The organism is Klenkia terrae, from assembly GCF_900491935.1.
GTDB lineage: Bacteria > Actinomycetota > Actinomycetes > Mycobacteriales > Geodermatophilaceae > Klenkia > Klenkia terrae.
Genome location: NZ_UEXK01000004.1, coordinates 4658823 through 4673595, shown reverse-complemented (window position 1 = coordinate 4673595; position 14773 = coordinate 4658823). Strand labels below are relative to the sequence as shown.

16 protein-coding genes are annotated in these 14773 nt (G+C 71.8%); 3 read left to right on the top strand and 13 right to left on the bottom strand.

Annotated elements, in window-relative coordinates; all coding sequences use genetic code 11:
• The first annotated feature begins 12 nt into the window (after nt 1–12).
• Nucleotides 13–1023: a universal stress protein gene (locus LFA75_RS23190; protein WP_225235933.1), complete on the top strand. Its 1011-nt coding sequence runs from the start codon at nt 13–15 to the stop codon at nt 1021–1023.
• A gap of 10 nt (nt 1024–1033) precedes the next feature.
• Here the strand turns inward: LFA75_RS23190 and LFA75_RS23185 are convergent, their stop codons facing one another.
• From LFA75_RS23185 to LFA75_RS23175, 3 genes are all read right to left on the bottom strand, one after another.
• Nucleotides 1034–1507, bottom strand: a complete 474-nt coding sequence (locus tag LFA75_RS23185; RefSeq protein ID WP_225235932.1) for an ANTAR domain-containing response regulator — start codon at nt 1505–1507, stop codon at nt 1034–1036.
• 66 nt (nt 1508–1573) lie between these two features.
• Nucleotides 1574–2053 (bottom strand): ATP-binding protein, encoded by a 480-nt coding sequence (locus LFA75_RS23180; protein ID WP_225235931.1) that lies wholly within the window; start codon nt 2051–2053, stop codon nt 1574–1576.
• The gene (locus tag LFA75_RS23175; protein WP_225235930.1) at nt 2050–2940 is read right to left on the bottom strand and encodes a universal stress protein; all 891 of its coding nucleotides are present in this window, start codon (nt 2938–2940) and stop codon (nt 2050–2052) included. The genes LFA75_RS23180 and LFA75_RS23175 overlap by 4 nt, the downstream gene beginning before the upstream one ends.
• 199 nt (nt 2941–3139) lie before the next feature.
• Here LFA75_RS23175 and LFA75_RS23170 point away from each other — a divergent pair, with 199 nt between their 5' ends.
• The gene (locus LFA75_RS23170; protein ID WP_225235929.1) at nt 3140–3949 is read left to right on the top strand and encodes a universal stress protein; all 810 of its coding nucleotides are present in this window, start codon (nt 3140–3142) and stop codon (nt 3947–3949) included.
• A gap of 330 nt (nt 3950–4279) precedes the next feature.
• On the opposite strand, the gene LFA75_RS23165 is transcribed toward LFA75_RS23170, so the two are convergent.
• The 5 genes from LFA75_RS23165 to LFA75_RS23145 all read right to left on the bottom strand — a co-directional run bounded on the left by LFA75_RS23165 (nt 4280) and on the right by LFA75_RS23145 (nt 9519).
• Nucleotides 4280–5041, bottom strand: coding sequence for an aminoglycoside phosphotransferase/kinase family protein (locus LFA75_RS23165; protein ID WP_225235928.1), 762 nt, complete (start codon nt 5039–5041; stop codon nt 4280–4282).
• A gap of 478 nt (nt 5042–5519) precedes the next feature.
• Nucleotides 5520–6605: an S-(hydroxymethyl)mycothiol dehydrogenase gene (locus LFA75_RS23160; RefSeq protein ID WP_225235927.1), complete on the bottom strand. Its 1086-nt coding sequence runs from the start codon at nt 6603–6605 to the stop codon at nt 5520–5522.
• A gap of 243 nt (nt 6606–6848) precedes the next feature.
• The gene (locus tag LFA75_RS23155; RefSeq protein ID WP_225235926.1) at nt 6849–7157 is read right to left on the bottom strand and encodes an EthD family reductase; all 309 of its coding nucleotides are present in this window, start codon (nt 7155–7157) and stop codon (nt 6849–6851) included.
• Nucleotides 7158–7264: 107 nt separating this feature from the next.
• A complete protein-coding gene (locus LFA75_RS23150) occupies nt 7265–8287 on the bottom strand; it encodes a 2Fe-2S iron-sulfur cluster-binding protein (RefSeq protein ID WP_225235925.1) in 1023 nt (340 codons plus the stop codon).
• Entirely contained in the window at nt 8287–9519 is a 1233-nt protein-coding gene (locus tag LFA75_RS23145; RefSeq protein ID WP_225235924.1) for a cytochrome P450, read from the bottom strand. The genes LFA75_RS23150 and LFA75_RS23145 overlap by 1 nt, the downstream gene beginning before the upstream one ends.
• 141 nt (nt 9520–9660) lie before the next feature.
• On the opposite strand from LFA75_RS23145, the gene LFA75_RS23140 reads away from it, so the two are divergent.
• Nucleotides 9661–10599: an AraC family transcriptional regulator gene (locus LFA75_RS23140; RefSeq protein WP_225235923.1), complete on the top strand. Its 939-nt coding sequence runs from the start codon at nt 9661–9663 to the stop codon at nt 10597–10599.
• A gap of 629 nt (nt 10600–11228) precedes the next feature.
• On the opposite strand, the gene pcaD is transcribed toward LFA75_RS23140, so the two are convergent.
• From pcaD to LFA75_RS23115, 5 genes are all read right to left on the bottom strand, one after another.
• Nucleotides 11229–12002: a 3-oxoadipate enol-lactonase gene (pcaD, locus tag LFA75_RS23135; protein WP_225235922.1), complete on the bottom strand. Its 774-nt coding sequence runs from the start codon at nt 12000–12002 to the stop codon at nt 11229–11231.
• The gene (locus LFA75_RS23130; protein ID WP_225235921.1) at nt 11999–12595 is read right to left on the bottom strand and encodes a nuclear transport factor 2 family protein; all 597 of its coding nucleotides are present in this window, start codon (nt 12593–12595) and stop codon (nt 11999–12001) included. Before LFA75_RS23130 ends, pcaD begins: the two co-directional genes overlap by 4 nt.
• Entirely contained in the window at nt 12592–13272 is a 681-nt protein-coding gene (locus LFA75_RS23125; RefSeq protein ID WP_225235920.1) for a hypothetical protein, read from the bottom strand. The genes LFA75_RS23130 and LFA75_RS23125 overlap by 4 nt, the downstream gene beginning before the upstream one ends.
• A 40-nt stretch (nt 13273–13312) precedes the next feature.
• A complete protein-coding gene (locus LFA75_RS23120; RefSeq protein WP_225235919.1) occupies nt 13313–13606 on the bottom strand; it encodes a muconolactone Delta-isomerase in 294 nt (97 codons plus the stop codon).
• A 31-nt stretch (nt 13607–13637) separates the two neighbouring features.
• Nucleotides 13638–14759 (bottom strand): muconate/chloromuconate family cycloisomerase, encoded by a 1122-nt coding sequence (locus LFA75_RS23115; RefSeq protein ID WP_225235918.1) that lies wholly within the window; start codon nt 14757–14759, stop codon nt 13638–13640.
• Nucleotides 14760–14773 lie beyond the last annotated feature (14 nt).

The window sequence follows — 14773 nt, the reverse complement described above, 5'->3', positions numbered from 1 at the left end:
CCAGGAGCACCCGTGTCCGCTGCATCCCCGCCCGACCCGGCCCGCCCCGCTGCCCATCCCGCCGTGCCCCGGGTGCTGGTCGGGGTCGACGGTTCGTCCGGGTCGTCGGCCGCCCTCCGGTGGGCCCTGCACTGGGCGGCCGCGCGCGGTGGCCAGGTGCAGGTGGTGATCGCGTCCGCCACGGCCGCCGCCTTCGCCTGGAGGTCGTCGGCCGAGTTCTCCGACCTGAGCACCCTGGAGGCGGTGCACGACGAGGCCTGGGTCCGGGCGCGGACGGTGGTGGACCAGGTGCGGCGCGCCAGCCCGGCGGTCGACGGCATGGCGGTGTCCGTCGAGGTGGCCACCGGCCCGCCGGCCGACGTGCTCGTCGCGCGCTCCGGGCAGGTGGACCTCCTGGTGGTGGGCACCCGGGGCCGGGGAGCCGTGGCCGAGGCCGTCCTGGGGTCGGTGGCCCTGGACTGCGTGAGCCGTGCCGACTGCCCGGTGGTGGTCGTCCCCGACCCGGGCACCGGCGACGACCCGGTGAGCACCGGGCAGGTCGTCGTCGGGGTGGACGGCTCGGCCCGGTCGGCGGCCGCCGTCGCCCGGGCCGTCGAGGAGGCCGGTCCCGACGGGACGGTCACGGCGGTCCGGGTCTACGGCGTGGCCGACCTGTTCCTCGACGGCCACCGGGCGGTGACCCCGACGCGGGCCGGGCGGGACGCCGCCGAGCTCGCCGCGCTGGAGCGGGACCTGGGGAGCCTGCCCCCCGGGGTCGTCGTGGACCAGGGACGGGTCCGCCGCATCGCGGTCGGCGGGGAGGCCGGCCCGCTCCTGGTCCGGCAGGTCGGGGAGGGGGACCTGCTCGTGGTGGCCAGTCGCGGGCACGGCGAGCTCCGCGGTCTGGTGCTGGGCTCGGTGGCGCTGTACTGCGTCCGACACGCACCGTGCCCGGTGCTCGTGGTGCGCCCCGAAGCCGCCCCGGTGACATCCGCGGATCCCTGGCCCACGGCCGCGGCCGCGACCACCGGCCCCCGCCGCTGAGGTCGTCGGGTCAGCCGGGCGGACCCGGTCGGTCCACCGACCTCAGCCGTGCCGGTCGCGGCGGGACGGCCACGAGCCGGGGCACGGCCGGTCCGGGTCGGCCCGGCACGGTCAGGGCGTGCGCATCCACCGTGCCGGTGGTCAGCTCGGCGGCGACGTCCCGCACCTTCTGCTGGTGGGCCTGGGACACCGCGGTGAGCAGCTGGAACGACTGGTCCTCGGACATGCCGTGGGCCTGCATGAGCATGCCCTTGGCTCGCTCGATGACCGCCCGGGAGACCAGCGCATCCCTGAGCTGCCCGACCTCGCGCTGCAGCGCCGCCACCTGCTCCGACTCCGGGCGGGCGGTGGTCGGGGGCGGTGCAGGCTGGGCCAGCACGGCCTGCAGCTGCTGCAGCGCCGCGAGCTGCCGGCCGGCCGCGTCGAGGAGGGAGGCGACGGACTGCGGCGTCCCCTGCGGGTCGAGATCGGCGTCGTGGGGCATGTCCTGCACACTGCCGTCCTGCTCGGGGCCCGCAGCAGGGGCGAAGGTCCGCCGTGTGCGAGGGGATCACGGTCTCCCGGGCACGACCGCCCACACGTGCTTCACCGGGCCGGCGGCCCACCACCCCGACCGTCGCGCCGAGGCGGCCACCAACCGCATGCCCATGCCGCCCTCGGCGGGGTCCCGGGTCGAGGTGGGGTGCACGGAGCGCTCCGGGGCGTGGTCGGTGACCACCAGCAGGACACCGTCCTCCAGCGGGGACACCGACACGGCCACCGGCACCCGGCCATGCCTGATCGCGTTGGAGACCAACTCGTCGAGCCCGGCCACGGCCTCCTCGACCAGCTCGGGTCCCAGCTCCGGGGTCCCGAGCGCGCCGTCGTCCAGCAGTGCTCGGAAGTCCCGCCGGATGGCCGGCATGTCGGCGAGGACCTCGGGGCGCCACCACGAGCACGGGACGGCTGCCGGGACGGGGGCCTCGTCCCAGTCGGCGGCCACCCGCGCCGGCGCGCCCGCGCGGAACCGGACGTCGGTCCGCTCGTTCACGCCCACGACCCCGCCCGCTGGTGGGCCACGGCACGGGGGTGCAGGGTGCCGTCATCGCCGCGGAGGGGCCCGGGAACCAGCAGCACCGGGCAGGCCGCGCGGAGCAGCACCGAGGAGCCGGTGCTCGAGGTACGCCGGCGGGCACCCGGCGTGCGCCGTCCCAGCACCAGCACCTGGGCGTCGGCCGCTGCAGCCAGCAGCAGGGTCGTGGCGTTCGTGGCCACGGCCTGCACGTGCACCTGCAGCGGGTGGTGGTCGCCGCGGGCCCGGTCGGCCAGCCGCTCGAGGAGGCGCTGCTCGGCGGCGAGCACCACGCTGGACGCCGTGCGGGACATCCGGCCGTGCAGCACGTGCAGCGCCGTGCCGCGCCGGTGGGCCTCCTCGGCGGCGACCTCCAGCAGCGTCTCGGTGCCGGGCAGGCAGTCCAGGCCGACGACGACGGGGCCGGTCGGGCGGTCGACCGTGCGGTGCAGCAGCAGGGGGGAGACGGTCCGGCGGGCGAGCTCGCCGGCGACGAGGCCCAGGCCCGGGCCGGTGTGCTCGCCCAGCACGACCTGCGCCGCACCCGCCGACTCGGTCTGGAGCTCGTGGGCCGCCCGTCCCCGGCGGACCACCGCGGTGACCGGCAGCGCAGGCAGCAGGGCCACCACGGTGCGGCGTACCTCGTCCAGCTGTTGCACGGCCCGCTCGAACTCGACGTGGGCCGCGCGCTGGTCGACCGGGTCGTCGCCGGGCTGCGGCACCACCCGGACGAGCCCGAGCGGGACCCCGAGCCGCTGGGCACTCCCGGCGGCGGCGTGCACGGCGCCCATCGAGGCCGCAGAGCCGTCGACCGCGGCCACGACCGGGGAGGCGGTGCGGTCGGGGTCGGCCGCAGGCGAGGACATGGCTCCAGCTTCGCCGCCGGGTCGTGTCGGCCCCAGTGCCCTTGGTCCCCACCTGCGCGGCCCGCAGCGGGAAGGGACCTGCGACCCCATGGGCGAGGCCCGGCGGCACTCCGGGTCGGGCGGGGTCGGCGGACAGGGTCGGGGTGTGCCACCCATCCCGTCGGACCACGCGGCCGGACGCCCCCCGGCAGGGTGGGTGGTGTGCGGGGTCGACGGATCCCAGCACGCAGCGGACGCCAGCTGGGCCGCCGCCCGCGCTGCTGCCCGGCTGGGTCTGGGCCTGCAGCTCGTCCGGGCCTTCGACTGGCCGCCCGGCGGCATCCCGGGCCTGCCCGCAGGCGACCTCGGACGGGTCGTCGCCCGACGATCGGCGCTGGGGGAGCTGTTCCGGCTGGTCGACAGCGTCGCCGCGGTGCACCCAGCCACCGCCGCCGCCGGTGCGCTGACCGACGGGACCGCCCTCGAGGTGCTCACGGCCGCCACCGCCACCGCCGCCCTGACGGTGGTCGGGGCCCAGGGCCAGAGCGCCCCGGGAGGACCTCGGGCCGGCTCGGTGGCCCTCGGGATCACCCGTACGACGCTGTGCCCGGTGCTGGTCCACCGCGCCGCCGTGCCGGCCGGCGGGGAGGTGGGTGGTGTCGCCGTCTCGGTGGACGGCGGCCCGGCCACGGCGCGGTTGCTGGACGTCGCCGCCCGGTCGGCCGGTCGACGCGGAGACCTCGTCGTGGTCGACGACAGCCCGTCGGACCGGGTCGCCCCCGACTCCTGGGCCGCCGTCGGCGAGGCCCTGCTGGCTCTCCGGGCAGCCCACCCGGATCTCCGCATCACGCGGCGACGACACCGCGGGCTCCCGGGCTCCATGCTGGTGGAGCTCTCCGTCTCGGTGTCCCTGATCGTGGTCGGACGGGCGCTCGAGTCCACCCGTCCGCACCTGTCCGCCCGGGTGGGGGCGGTGCTCCGGCGCGGCACGTGCTCGACCCTGGTGGTGCCGCTCGACCGGCACGTGTGAGCGTGGCGGCTGGCCTGAGGGCGCACCAGCTCGCCGCCGCACGGTGCGAGCGCGCCAGCCAGCCCCACCACCGATCCGACGGCGACGCGCGGATCGCAGCCGGGCCCGCGACCGCCGCCCGTTCCCGGTTCCAGCCGGCGCGCCGAGCCTGTACCGGGTAGGGCTGTCGGGGTCCTCCGACGTCACGGCGCAGGGTGTCAGGCGGTGGTGGGCGCCCTGGGATGCGTGCATCGACAGCTGCAGCAGAACGGTTCCGACGGCGTCTCGATCTCTGTCGTGAACACCGCTGAGCACCGCCCGCGCACTCCGCCCAGTCTCGTCGCCCGCGCATCAGGGTCGGTCGGTTACCCATCGATCGATGTCCTCGGCTCGGTCGGCGAGGTAGGTGGCGTCGTCGCTGAGCCAGGAGTCGGTGGCGATCCGCCGTCCTGCGCGCTGGTGCATCAGGCGTACGTCGGCGACCCGTGCAGCGATTCTGGTGCCCAGCCCGGCGAGATCCAGCTCGCAGCTGCCGTAGGCGTCGAGGAACTGACCCAGGAGGACGAGTTGGTCGACCCACCGGTGGTCGACGTTGGCTCCTAGCAGCCAGAGCCAGGCTGCGTACGCGACGTCGTCCTCGCGGCCGCCGGGGGCGGCGCCGTCGAAGTCGATGACGGAGGTGGGCATCGCCGACGCTGGGAGCAGCGACCCGACGGCCTCTGGGGTGGGCGCGGTCGGGCTCGTGAAGACGGTGTTGTGGGGACCGAAGTCGTTGTGGCAGACCGTCGGGTGGTCGGCGGCCAGCGTCGTGCCGGCCGTGGCGTCGTGCAGGTGGCGCAGCAGCTGCGCAGCGGCGTGCACCTGACCGGGTGACCAGGACCGGGTGGGGTGGGGAGCTGGCACCCAACCGGGCTGGAAGCTCAGCACCTCCCGCTGCTGGGGGTCTATACCCAGGTAGCGCGGGGTGCAGGTCAATCCGCACTCCTCGTACCGGAGGAGGAGCTGGTGGACGAAGGTGGAGTGGGCGCCGGTTGGCCGCCGCACCGTCGCACCTACCCGCACCACCCCAGGGGTGATCCGGCCGCCGGTCATCGGCATCTCTGCCTCAGTCATCTGCTCACCGGCTGATCGACGCTCGATCGAGCCCTGTTCACCTCCCTCGACGAGGCTAAGGCCGCGAGGTGAAATCCTCGGATTGCACGGCTGCGCGGGCGGCGCAGTCCACGACCCCCGCGACATGCCGCCCGGCGACAGGCAGTCCGTGCATCCACGCCGACGGACCTCAGATCGCACGGTAGGTCTGTCGGACAGCGCGGTGGGCATCGCGTCGATGCCGGCGGGGTGACCGTCGTCGCTCGGATGCGGACCAGAAACCCCGGTATATGAGTCGACGGAATTCGTCCCACAACTCGTGCCGAAACTGAGAGCCACGTCGGTGCTCCTGGTCCGGGTCGCACCTATTGCTGCACGGTCCACAGGTCCCCGTCGAGCCCGTTGGGTCGTACGGCTGATATCGCAGCCCGCCCCGTCGCTACCCACGCGTGGCGAAGGCGGGAGGCGGAACTGGCGGCGGCTTAGGTTGCGGGCGGCATCAGAGGACCACCACCGAGCGCAGCACGTCGCCGTGGTGCATCTTGGCGAACGCGGCCTCGACGTCGCCGATGCCGATGGTCTCGGAGACGAACGCGTCGAGGTCGAAGCGGCCCTGCAGGTACAGGTCGATCAGCATCGGGAAGTCCCGGCTGGGCAGGCAGTCGCCGTACCAGGAGGACTTCAGCGCACCGCCGCGGCCGAAGACGTCGATCAGCGGCAGCGTGATCTCCATCGTCGGGTTCGGCACACCGACCAGCACGACGGTGCCGGCCAGGTCGCGGGCGTCGAAGGCCTGCTGGTAGACCGCCGGATGGCCCACGGCGTCGATGGCGACGTCGACGCCGAACCCGCCGGTGAGCTCCTTGATCGCGGCGACCGCGTCGGTCTCCTGGGAGTTCACCGTGTGCGTGGCGCCCATGCCCTTCGCCCACTCGAGCTTCCGGTCGTCCAGGTCGACGGCGATGATCTTCGCCGCGCCGGCCAGCCGGGCGCCGGCGATCGCGGCGTCGCCGACCCCGCCGCAGCCGAACACGGCCACGGTGTCGCCGCGGCCCACACCGCCGGTGTTGATCGCGGCACCCACGCCGGCCATCACGCCGCAGCCCAGCAGCCCGGCCGCGGTCGGGGAGGCGGCCGGGTCGACCTTGGTGCACTGCCCGGAGTGGACGAGGGTCTTCTCGGCGAACGCGCCGATGCCCAGCGCCGGGGACAGCTCGGTGCCGTCCTTCAGCGTCATCTTCTGGGTGGCGTTGTGGGTGTCGAAGCAGTACCAGGGCTTGCCCTTCGCACACGCCCGGCACGTTCCGCACACCGCGCGCCAGTTCAGGATCACGAAGTCGCCGACGGCGACGTTCTCCACGCCCTCGCCCACGGCCGAGACCACGCCGGCGGCCTCGTGGCCGAGCAGGAACGGGAACTCGTCGTTGATCCCGCCCTCCCGGTAGTGCAGGTCGGTGTGGCAGACCCCGCACGCCTGCACGTCGACGATCGCCTCACCCGGACCCGGGTCGGGGATCAGGATCGTCTCCAGCGAGACGGGGGCACCCTTGCTGAGGGCGACGACGCCCTGCACCTCGTACGGCATATTTGCGACCTCGTGATGTGAAGGAGACCCAACAGATTGCTGGGCTCTGCGGGGGGTGGCCCATGTGCGGCGCAAAGGTGCTGCGCAGGAAAGTGGTGCTCATGTGATCCGCCCTGGCGAGCCGTGGGTGACGCCAAGGGGTCTTAGCGGCTCGTTCTGGATGCGGACCGTTTGTGGGAACTCAGGGCATGGTCGATCCCGGACCCGATGGCTCGGGTCCGGGATACGTCGGCGAAGAGTAGGTCAGTCGTGCTGGATGAACAGGGTGGCGCCTCCGTCGGCGAAGTTGGCGACGTCACCGGCGGCGGCTTGGCCCTGGGGGGAGGACAGGCCGGCGTTGAGATCTTCGAGGGAGTCGAAGGTGAGTTCGACGACCAAGTGGTAGGGCGCAGGGCTGTCATCGAGCGAGGCTCCCTGCAGGGCGCGCAGATTGCGCACGCCGGGCACCTGTTGCGCCAGCGGAAGGTGCGTGGATTCGTAGTGGGCGTCGAAGGCCGCCGGGTCAATCGGCTGCCCGTAGGCCACGGTCAGGATGTGCATCTTGTCCTTCAATCAGCGTTGGGTGTCTGGCGGGGGCGGCGTCGGCCGTCGGCATCCAATCCATCGTCACCGGTGAAGGTGCTGCGGTGAGCCAGGGTCTCCACAGGTGATGACGCCGGTCAGTCGGTGGCGGGGGTGAACTTCTCCCGGTGGATCATGCGGGGGGCCATGCGGCGTCGCTTGAATGCTCTGACTCCGGCCTCCACCATCGGTGGCGGCCCACACAGCCAGCCGGACCATCCCCGTGCGGAGTCCACGTCCTCGATGAAGTGGTCGGTCGGGAAACCTTCTCGGTGGACGGATTCCGCGGCCGGTGCCTCGTGTGACAGCACCGGTACGAAGGTGAACGCGGGGTAGACCTTGGTCAGCTCTGCCATCTGGTCGAGGTTGTAGAGGTCGTCGACGCCTCGGACTCCGTGGTAGAGCAGGACACGCCGTCCCGGGTCGCGGGAAAGAGCAGTGCGGGCCAGCCCGATCAGCGGGGCCAGCCCCGTTCCCCCGCCGATGAGCACCATTGGTCCGCCGTCGTCGGAATCCTCGGCGGGTAGGAAGAAGTCACCGAGCGGGCCCGTCACGGGGATCTGGTCACCAACGGCCATGCTGGTGAAGATCCACCGTTCGGTTGCAGCGCCGCCGGAGACCGAGCGGACGTGCAGCTCCAACACCTTGTCCTCATCGGCGGTGTTGGCCAGTGAGTACTGGCGACGCAGCTGTGTGCCGGGCACGGTGAGCTCGACGTACTGCCCGGGGTGGAAGGCGAGGGGCTCGGGCAGCTCGAGAAGCAGACGCCGGGTGTCCCGGGCGATCTCGTCGTTGCTGAGCACGGTGGCCGTCAGGTCACGAAGGGGGTGCGTGATGCCGCCCCCCACTGCGCCACCCAGGGTCTCGACGACCGAGTCCGAGCGGAGCCTGGCCTGGCAGGCCAAGGCCAACCCGGCCTCTCGTTCTTCTGCGGTCAGCGTGTCAGCAGGGGAGTCCCCGTGGTCGACGTCTCCGTCGACCACTCGCAGCTTGCACGTGCCGCAGGTGCCCTGGTTGCACGAGTTCGGCATCCAGACGCCGGCTCGGAGGAAGGCGTCCAGCATCGACTGGTCTTCACCGCAGGAGACCTGTTGGTTGCCGACCGTTGCGGTGAAGGCCACTACACCTCCCAGTCGACGGGCAGGCTCGTGGGCCCGCGGAAACCCCAGCCCCAGAATTCGATATCGGTGGAGGTGTTGCGCTCGAGGTTGGGGATGGCCTCGAAGAGTTCCTCGAGAGCGATCCGCATGACGTGGTTGGCGTAGTAGATGCCAGCGCACGCGTGGTTGCCGGCGCCGAAGGCCAGGTGCGGCAGTGGGGGGCGCTTGATGTCGTACCGGGTGGGGGCGTCGTAGACACCCGTGTCGTGGTTGGCCGATCCGTAGGACAGGATCACCGGGGTGTTGGCAGGGAGGTCGACCCCAGCGATCGTCACCGGGACCTTGCTGATGCGGGCGGTGGCCGACCAGATCGGGGATGTCCACCGCATGCCTTCGGAGATCGCGCGGGGGATGAGGGTCGGGTCGTCGACGACCTCCTCCATCTGCTCGGGCTCGCTGAAGAGTCCCACCAGGGTGGACGCGATCCCGTGCCCGGGCTCCTGCATCGCGCCGAGCAGGTACACGTAGATCGTGGGGTAGATGTACTGCCGGTCCCGGGTCTTCCCCGGGGGCATGCCGTCGTGCAGCCAGTGGGAGATGGCTGTCTCGGCCGGCTCCTCGATCCACTTGTCGATCAGCGGGTCGACTGCCGCCTGGATCTCGGCGCGGGCGACGTCGCCTTCGACGAACCCGTCGGGGTTGACGAATTCGCCGTCCTCGGTCATCGCGGCGTTGGTGAAGGACCGCGACAGCTGCCCGAACCACTGGCGCAGCTTGTCCGAGGAGACGTCCTGCAGGCCCAGCAGGTCACCAAGGGAGCGGACGCTGACCGGCTCGGCGAACTGGGTGACGATGTCGGCGTGCCCATCGGCTTCGAAGGCCTCGAGGTAGCGGCGGGCGATCGGGCGGACGAGGTCATCGACCCACCTGTCGACCTCCACGGGCTGCAGCTGCGGTTCGACCATGCCGCGCAGGTCGCTGTGGATGTCGCCGTTCACGCCGATGATCGCTGGGTGCCCGAAGGTCCGGCCGCCAGCAGGGGTGATCACAGCCTCGAAGTCGGGGCTGGTGGCGATCTCGCGGCAGATGTCGGCGGTGGATGCGACGTAGGACCCGAGCACGGGCACGAAGGCGAGCGGCGCCTCCTGACGAAGGCGCTCGTAGGCCTGGTACGGGTTGCGCTCCAGCTCGGTCATCGTGATGTCCGCGATCCACGAGCGGTCGGGAGTGGTGGTCTCACTGGTCGTCGTCATCGACTGACCCTTCTCATCGGTTCGGCCTTGAACTCGCCGGAACGTAAGTCGCAGATCACAAGCTCACGACACGATGTACGCGGGCGCGATACCGATTGCGACAGAGATCCAAGTCACGTAAGTCCAGGTACCGTCGTCGCCATGCGCGCACGGCGTAGCGCGGCACCTCGAGACTGGGAGCGTGTTTCCCGAGACGTTGCCGCGGCCTACTTCCCTCATGAGCTGACGGTCCTCGGCGCCCAGATCGAGAGCCGACTGACGCTGCAGACGCTGGACTTGGGGCCCGTGCTCATCGGCCATGTGGGCTGGGGAGCCGACGTCCAGATCGAATGCGCATACCCCGGCGCCTATGAGGTCAACATGCCGCTGACGGGCCATCTGGTCAGCCGCGGGCGGCACGGCTCAGTCACCTCGGTCGCCGGTCAAGCGACCATCTTCCGTGCCGATACGCCCTCGCTGATCAGCCACTGGGATGCCACCTGCACGGTCCTGGGGGTCAAGTTCGACAGCGATTGGTTGGACCGCGAGGCCGAGCGAGTCCTGGGCACGGGTCTGGGTCGAGCAGCTGCGGTGCTCCCTGAGCAACTCGACCTGCACAACGGGGCAGCCCACGGTTGGCGGCAGCTAGGAGGCAGCCTCGTGGCTCACCTGCGGGAGCCCACCTTGTTCGTCGAGCAGCCAGCGGTGCAGCAGCAACTCGCCGGTGCCATGGCTGCCGGCTTTCTGCTGGCCAGCTACCCCGACTTGGGGCGGGGCCCAGTAGCCCGTCCGCGCGCGATCACGCGCGTGGTCGACGCGATCCGCGAGGATCCGGCGCGAGCGTGGACGGTGGGCGAGATGGCCGCCCTGGCCGGCACCAGCGTTCGGCGCATGCAGGAGGGCTTCCGATCCTGGATGGGATGCTCACCTACTGAGCACCTCGTCGACGTCCGCCTGCAGCGGGCGCGGAGGGACCTGGAGGAGGACGGTCAGCTGCTGATCGGAGAGGTCGCGGCCCGGTGGGGCTTCTCCAGTGCCAGCCGCTTCGCCGCCGCCCACCAGCGGCGGTACGGCTACGCACCATCGCAGGGACGGCGATGATGTCGCATCTGGTCCGCTGACCGCACCGGCGGTCAATCTCAACCCGGGCGGCCTCGGCGGCACAGCGCGCTACCCCTACCAACGTTGGTGCACGGGGGACGGCGTCCTCCGCGGGGGACCTCCGGGTGCGGTCCCGCGCCAGCCGGCCCGCAACGCACCCGAGAGTCACGCCAGTCTGACCAAGCTCCCGAGGGCGGTGATGGCTCGGTGGGACAGGACCCCTGTGGCAGGGGGCTGGCTTTGAGGCATAGTCGTGTAGCAAGTCAGGGGTAGAGCCAGCTAGGGCGCGCTGGGATGCGGCGATATCCCGAGTGAGGGACGCGCGTAGGTCCATCAGCGCCTCGATCAGCATGCCAAGGAGGAGATGGTGCGGGTGATCCGGCCGGCGTAGAGCAGCACCCCGAGTGCGGCGTCGTCGACGCCGCAGTTGTTGCTGATCGTGGTCAGCCGGTCCGCGCCCTGCGCGAGCAGGGCGTCGATCAGCTATCGGCACCCCGCACAACCCGAAACCGCCCACGGCCAACGACGAGCCAGCGGCGATGTCGGCCAACGCCTCGGCAGCACTGGCGACGACCTTGTCCATGCTTCCTGCCTTGGCGATCGAAGGTGAGGCGTCGCAGCCGACCGGGTCAGCTGTTGGCCTGGAGGTGGCCACGGATTACGCCGGTGACGGCGTCGGGTGCCTCTGCACTGACCAGGTGCGACGTCTCGGGGATGGACTGGAACGCCGCTCCCTCGATGCCGTCGGCGATCGCTCGGACCATGGGCAGCGGGGTGGCCGGGTCCTCCGCGCCGGCGATCACCAGGGTGGGGGTGGTGATCTCGTGCAGGCGGTCCCGGACGTCGAAGACCGCGATGGCATCGCACGTGGCGGCGTAGCCGTCGGGTGGGGTGTCGCGGAGCATGGTGAGCAGCCGGCCTGCTTCGTCGGGGTGCTGCGCGGCAAAATCCTGGGTGAACCACGCACCGGTCCGCGACGGGATGAGGAACTCGGTGCCCTCGGCGCGGACCTTGGCGGCCCGGACCGGCCAGGACGGCGGGTCGGCGAACTGGGCGGCTGAGGCGATCACGGTGAGCGTGCTCAGGCGGGGGGAGGCGTTAAGGGCGAGCTCAAGCCCGATCGCACCCCCAACGGACACCCCGGCGTAGTGGAAGGTGCCGACGCCCAGCTGGTCGAGGAGGGCCAGGACGTCGCCGGTGAGGTCGGCCATCGTCGTGGGCCCAACGACGACGGGGCTGCGGCCGTGGCCGCGCAGGTCGAACCGCACGACCCGGAACTGGTCGGACAGGGCTGCGGCCTGGGCGTCGAAGAGATGGAGGTTGGTGCCGAGGGAGGGGCCGAGCACTAGCACGGGTGCGCGTGTGGGGCCGTCGATGACGTGGTGCAGCGGGGCTGTGGTCATGGGTTCCTCGTCGGTGTCGGCTCTGCTGGTGGGGTCGGTGCGCCGTCGGATGTTCGGGCTCCGGACCTGCCGAAGGCGTTGGGCCGGGGGAGTGCGGCGGCCCGGGCGCTGTCGAGGGTGAACCGGTGGTCGTCCCAACCCTGGTTAAGGGGGGCAAAGTAGGAGAAGCGGACCTGCTTGACCTGGTAGCGCCAGCCGCTGGGTGTGCGGGTGAGGGTGTCCTGGTAGCGACCGGCGGCCACGTGCGGGACGCCGTCCACGACACAGGGCTGCCAGAGCAGTGACGTCGTGTGGGCGTCGTCCGCGCCGGGGTGCACCGTGATCTCCAGGTTGGAGATGTGGTGCCAGAAGGTGGTCAGGCCCCCGTCGGCAAGGCCGGCGAAGAACCGCACCAGATCGGATCGGCCACGGACCACCGACAGGCCGTCGAAGGTGCCGTCCGGGGTGAAGCAATCGGCGAGCTCGTCCCACTGTCCCTGGTCGAGGTACCTGCAGTAGCGGGCGTCGAGCTCGCGGATGGCTTCGCGGTCCTCGAGCACCGCGATCCTGCGCTGGAGGTCGGCCATCGAGTCCGGCGTGGGCGTGTGGCTCACGCGGGCTCGAGGAAGTCCAGGCCGACCGGCCCCGACCACGCCGTGCCCGGTCGTGGGGTGGGGAGGGGGACCAGTACCTGATCGCGGTCGGTGACCTGGACGAGCAGCAGCGGCCCGGGCCCGGCGACGGCGCGGGTGACGCCGACTCGGTAGAGGCCGGGGGCCGGGATGGCCGCGGTGGGGTCGCTGGGGTGCAGCACGCTGCCGGCAGTCCCGCCCGCGGCGAGCAGGTTGCCTTCCAGGCGGTGGGGTCGGCCGAGCATGTCGGCGGCGCCGAGCACGTCGCCGGCGGCCAGGGCCTGTCGGACCCTGGTGGAGGAGCAGCGGACTCCCGCGTGGGGGTGCAGCGGGGCCGCGGTCACCGTCCAGCCGAGTTCGGGGCCCAGTGCGCGCAGCAGGGCGACGTCCCCTCGTCCTCGGGAGCCGAACCGGAAGTCCTCACCGACCACGATGGACATCGCGTGCAGACCGTCGTCCAGTACGCGGCGGGCGAAGGAGTCGGCGGTCTCCCCGGCGAGATCCTGGTCGAAGGCGAGTTCGAGGACCCGGTCGATGCCGCTCTCGCCGGCCAGGTCGGCGCGCCGCTGGGGGCTGGTCAGCGCCGAGGTGTCCCGGGCGGGGCCGGCTACCCGGGCGGGGTGGGGGTCGAAGGTCAGCAGGACGACGGGCAGGCCCAACCGGTCTNAGTGTGGTAAAGGTGCTCGGGGTGGGCGGAGGTCATGGGGACGGGTTGGCCGACAGCGCCGAGGGGTGCTCGGTGAGGGCGGTGACCTGAACGGTCATGAACGGGAACAGCGGCAGGGACCACAGCAGGTTGTGCATGGCGGTGGAGTCGGGAACGTCGAAGATCGAGATGTTGGAGTACTGCCCCCCCCCCCGCCACAGGTGGACCCAAGTGCCCTCGCGCTGCAGCTGCAGGGCGCGGGCCTTCTCGGTGGTCACGAGCTCGGTGCGCTCGTCGGGGTCGAGGTCGCGGGGGATGGCGACGTCCATCCGGACGTGGAAGAGCACGATGCCTCCTGGGCGTCGGTCGGCTGGAGGGTCACGCCCGGGTGAACCGGGCGACCGCAGCGGGGTCGAGGTCCACGCCGAGTCCGGGGCCTTCGGGTAGGTGCAGCTGCCCGTCGCTGTAGCGCAGCGGTTCGGTGAGCAGCCCTTCGCTCATCAGCAGCGGGCCGAACAGCTCGCTGCCGGCGGTGACCGCGGGGGACGCGCAGGCCAGGTGCAGGGAGGCGGTGGTGCCGATTGGGCCCTCGATGGAGGTTCCGCCGTGGCAGGGCACACCGGCGGCGGCGGCGATCGAGGCGATGGCTGCGGTGCGTCGCAGGCCACCGGACTTGGTGGTCTTCAGGCTGAACACGTCGGCCGCTCGGTGCTTGACCAGGCGGAGCGCGTCGCCGGGGGTCCGCAGGCTCTCATCAGCCATGACGGGGATGGGCAGGGCGGCGTTGATCTCGGCGAGCCACTCGAACTCCGGGCCTGGCACCGGCTGCTCGATCAGCTCGACGCCGGCGTCGGCGAGGTGGGGTAGCCATCGTAGGGAGGTCTGCAGATCCCAGCGGGCGTTGATGTCGACCCGCACGCCGGCGCTGCCGCGCAGCTTCTCGGTGACTTCGACGATGCGGGCGACGTCTTGGGCAGGTTCCTGAGCGCCCATCTTCAGCTTGAAGGAGGTGTGCAGGCCGGCGTCGAGCTTGGCCTGGGCTTCGGCGATGACTTCGCTGGCCGACTCGGTGCCCAACGCCCAGGTGACCGGGATGGCGGTGCGGGCCAGTCCGCCCAGCAGGGTGTGGACGGGGACGCCCAACGCCCGACCCCATGCGTCGTGTAGTGCGACCTCGACAGCTGCTTTGGCGTAGAGGTTGTTGGCCACCACGTCGTCCATGGCCTGGTAGATCCCGGCAATGTCATCGACTCGTCGGCCGATCAGCTGAGGGATGAGGTAGTTCTCGATGATGACCTGCATGGTCTCCACCGACTCCCCGCCCCACCAGGGACCGCCGGGGACGACACCCTCACCGACGCCGCTGGCGCCGCCAGCAGTGCGGATGGTGACCAGCAGCAGGGGCTGGGCGGTCATGCCGGTGCGCGCGAAGCGGTGCGGGCGCACGAGGGGCACGTCCAGGATGGCGGTCTCGACGCGGTCGATGGTCAGGTCGTGCATGAAGGGTCTCCTCA

Bases quoted from the DNA above. Each gene is read 5' to 3' on its own strand.
- LFA75_RS23185 (WP_225235932.1), bottom strand. From the start codon at position 1,507: ATGCCCCACGACGCCGATCTCGACCCGCAGGGGACGCCGCAGTCCGTC.
- LFA75_RS23175 (WP_225235930.1), bottom strand. From the start codon at position 2,940: ATGTCCTCGCCTGCGGCCGACCCCGACCGCACCGCCTCCCCGGTCGTG.
- LFA75_RS23165 (WP_225235928.1), bottom strand. From the start codon at position 5,041: ATGACTGAGGCAGAGATGCCGATGACCGGCGGCCGGATCACCCCTGGG.
- LFA75_RS23160 (WP_225235927.1), bottom strand. From the start codon at position 6,605: ATGCCGTACGAGGTGCAGGGCGTCGTCGCCCTCAGCAAGGGTGCCCCC.
- LFA75_RS23145 (WP_225235924.1), bottom strand. From the start codon at position 9,519: ATGACGACGACCAGTGAGACCACCACTCCCGACCGCTCGTGGATCGCG.
- LFA75_RS23140 (WP_225235923.1), top strand. From the start codon at position 9,661: ATGCGCGCACGGCGTAGCGCGGCACCTCGAGACTGGGAGCGTGTTTCC.
- pcaD (WP_225235922.1), bottom strand. From the start codon at position 12,002: ATGACCACAGCCCCGCTGCACCACGTCATCGACGGCCCCACACGCGCA.
- LFA75_RS23115 (WP_225235918.1), bottom strand. From the start codon at position 14,759: ATGCACGACCTGACCATCGACCGCGTCGAGACCGCCATCCTGGACGTG.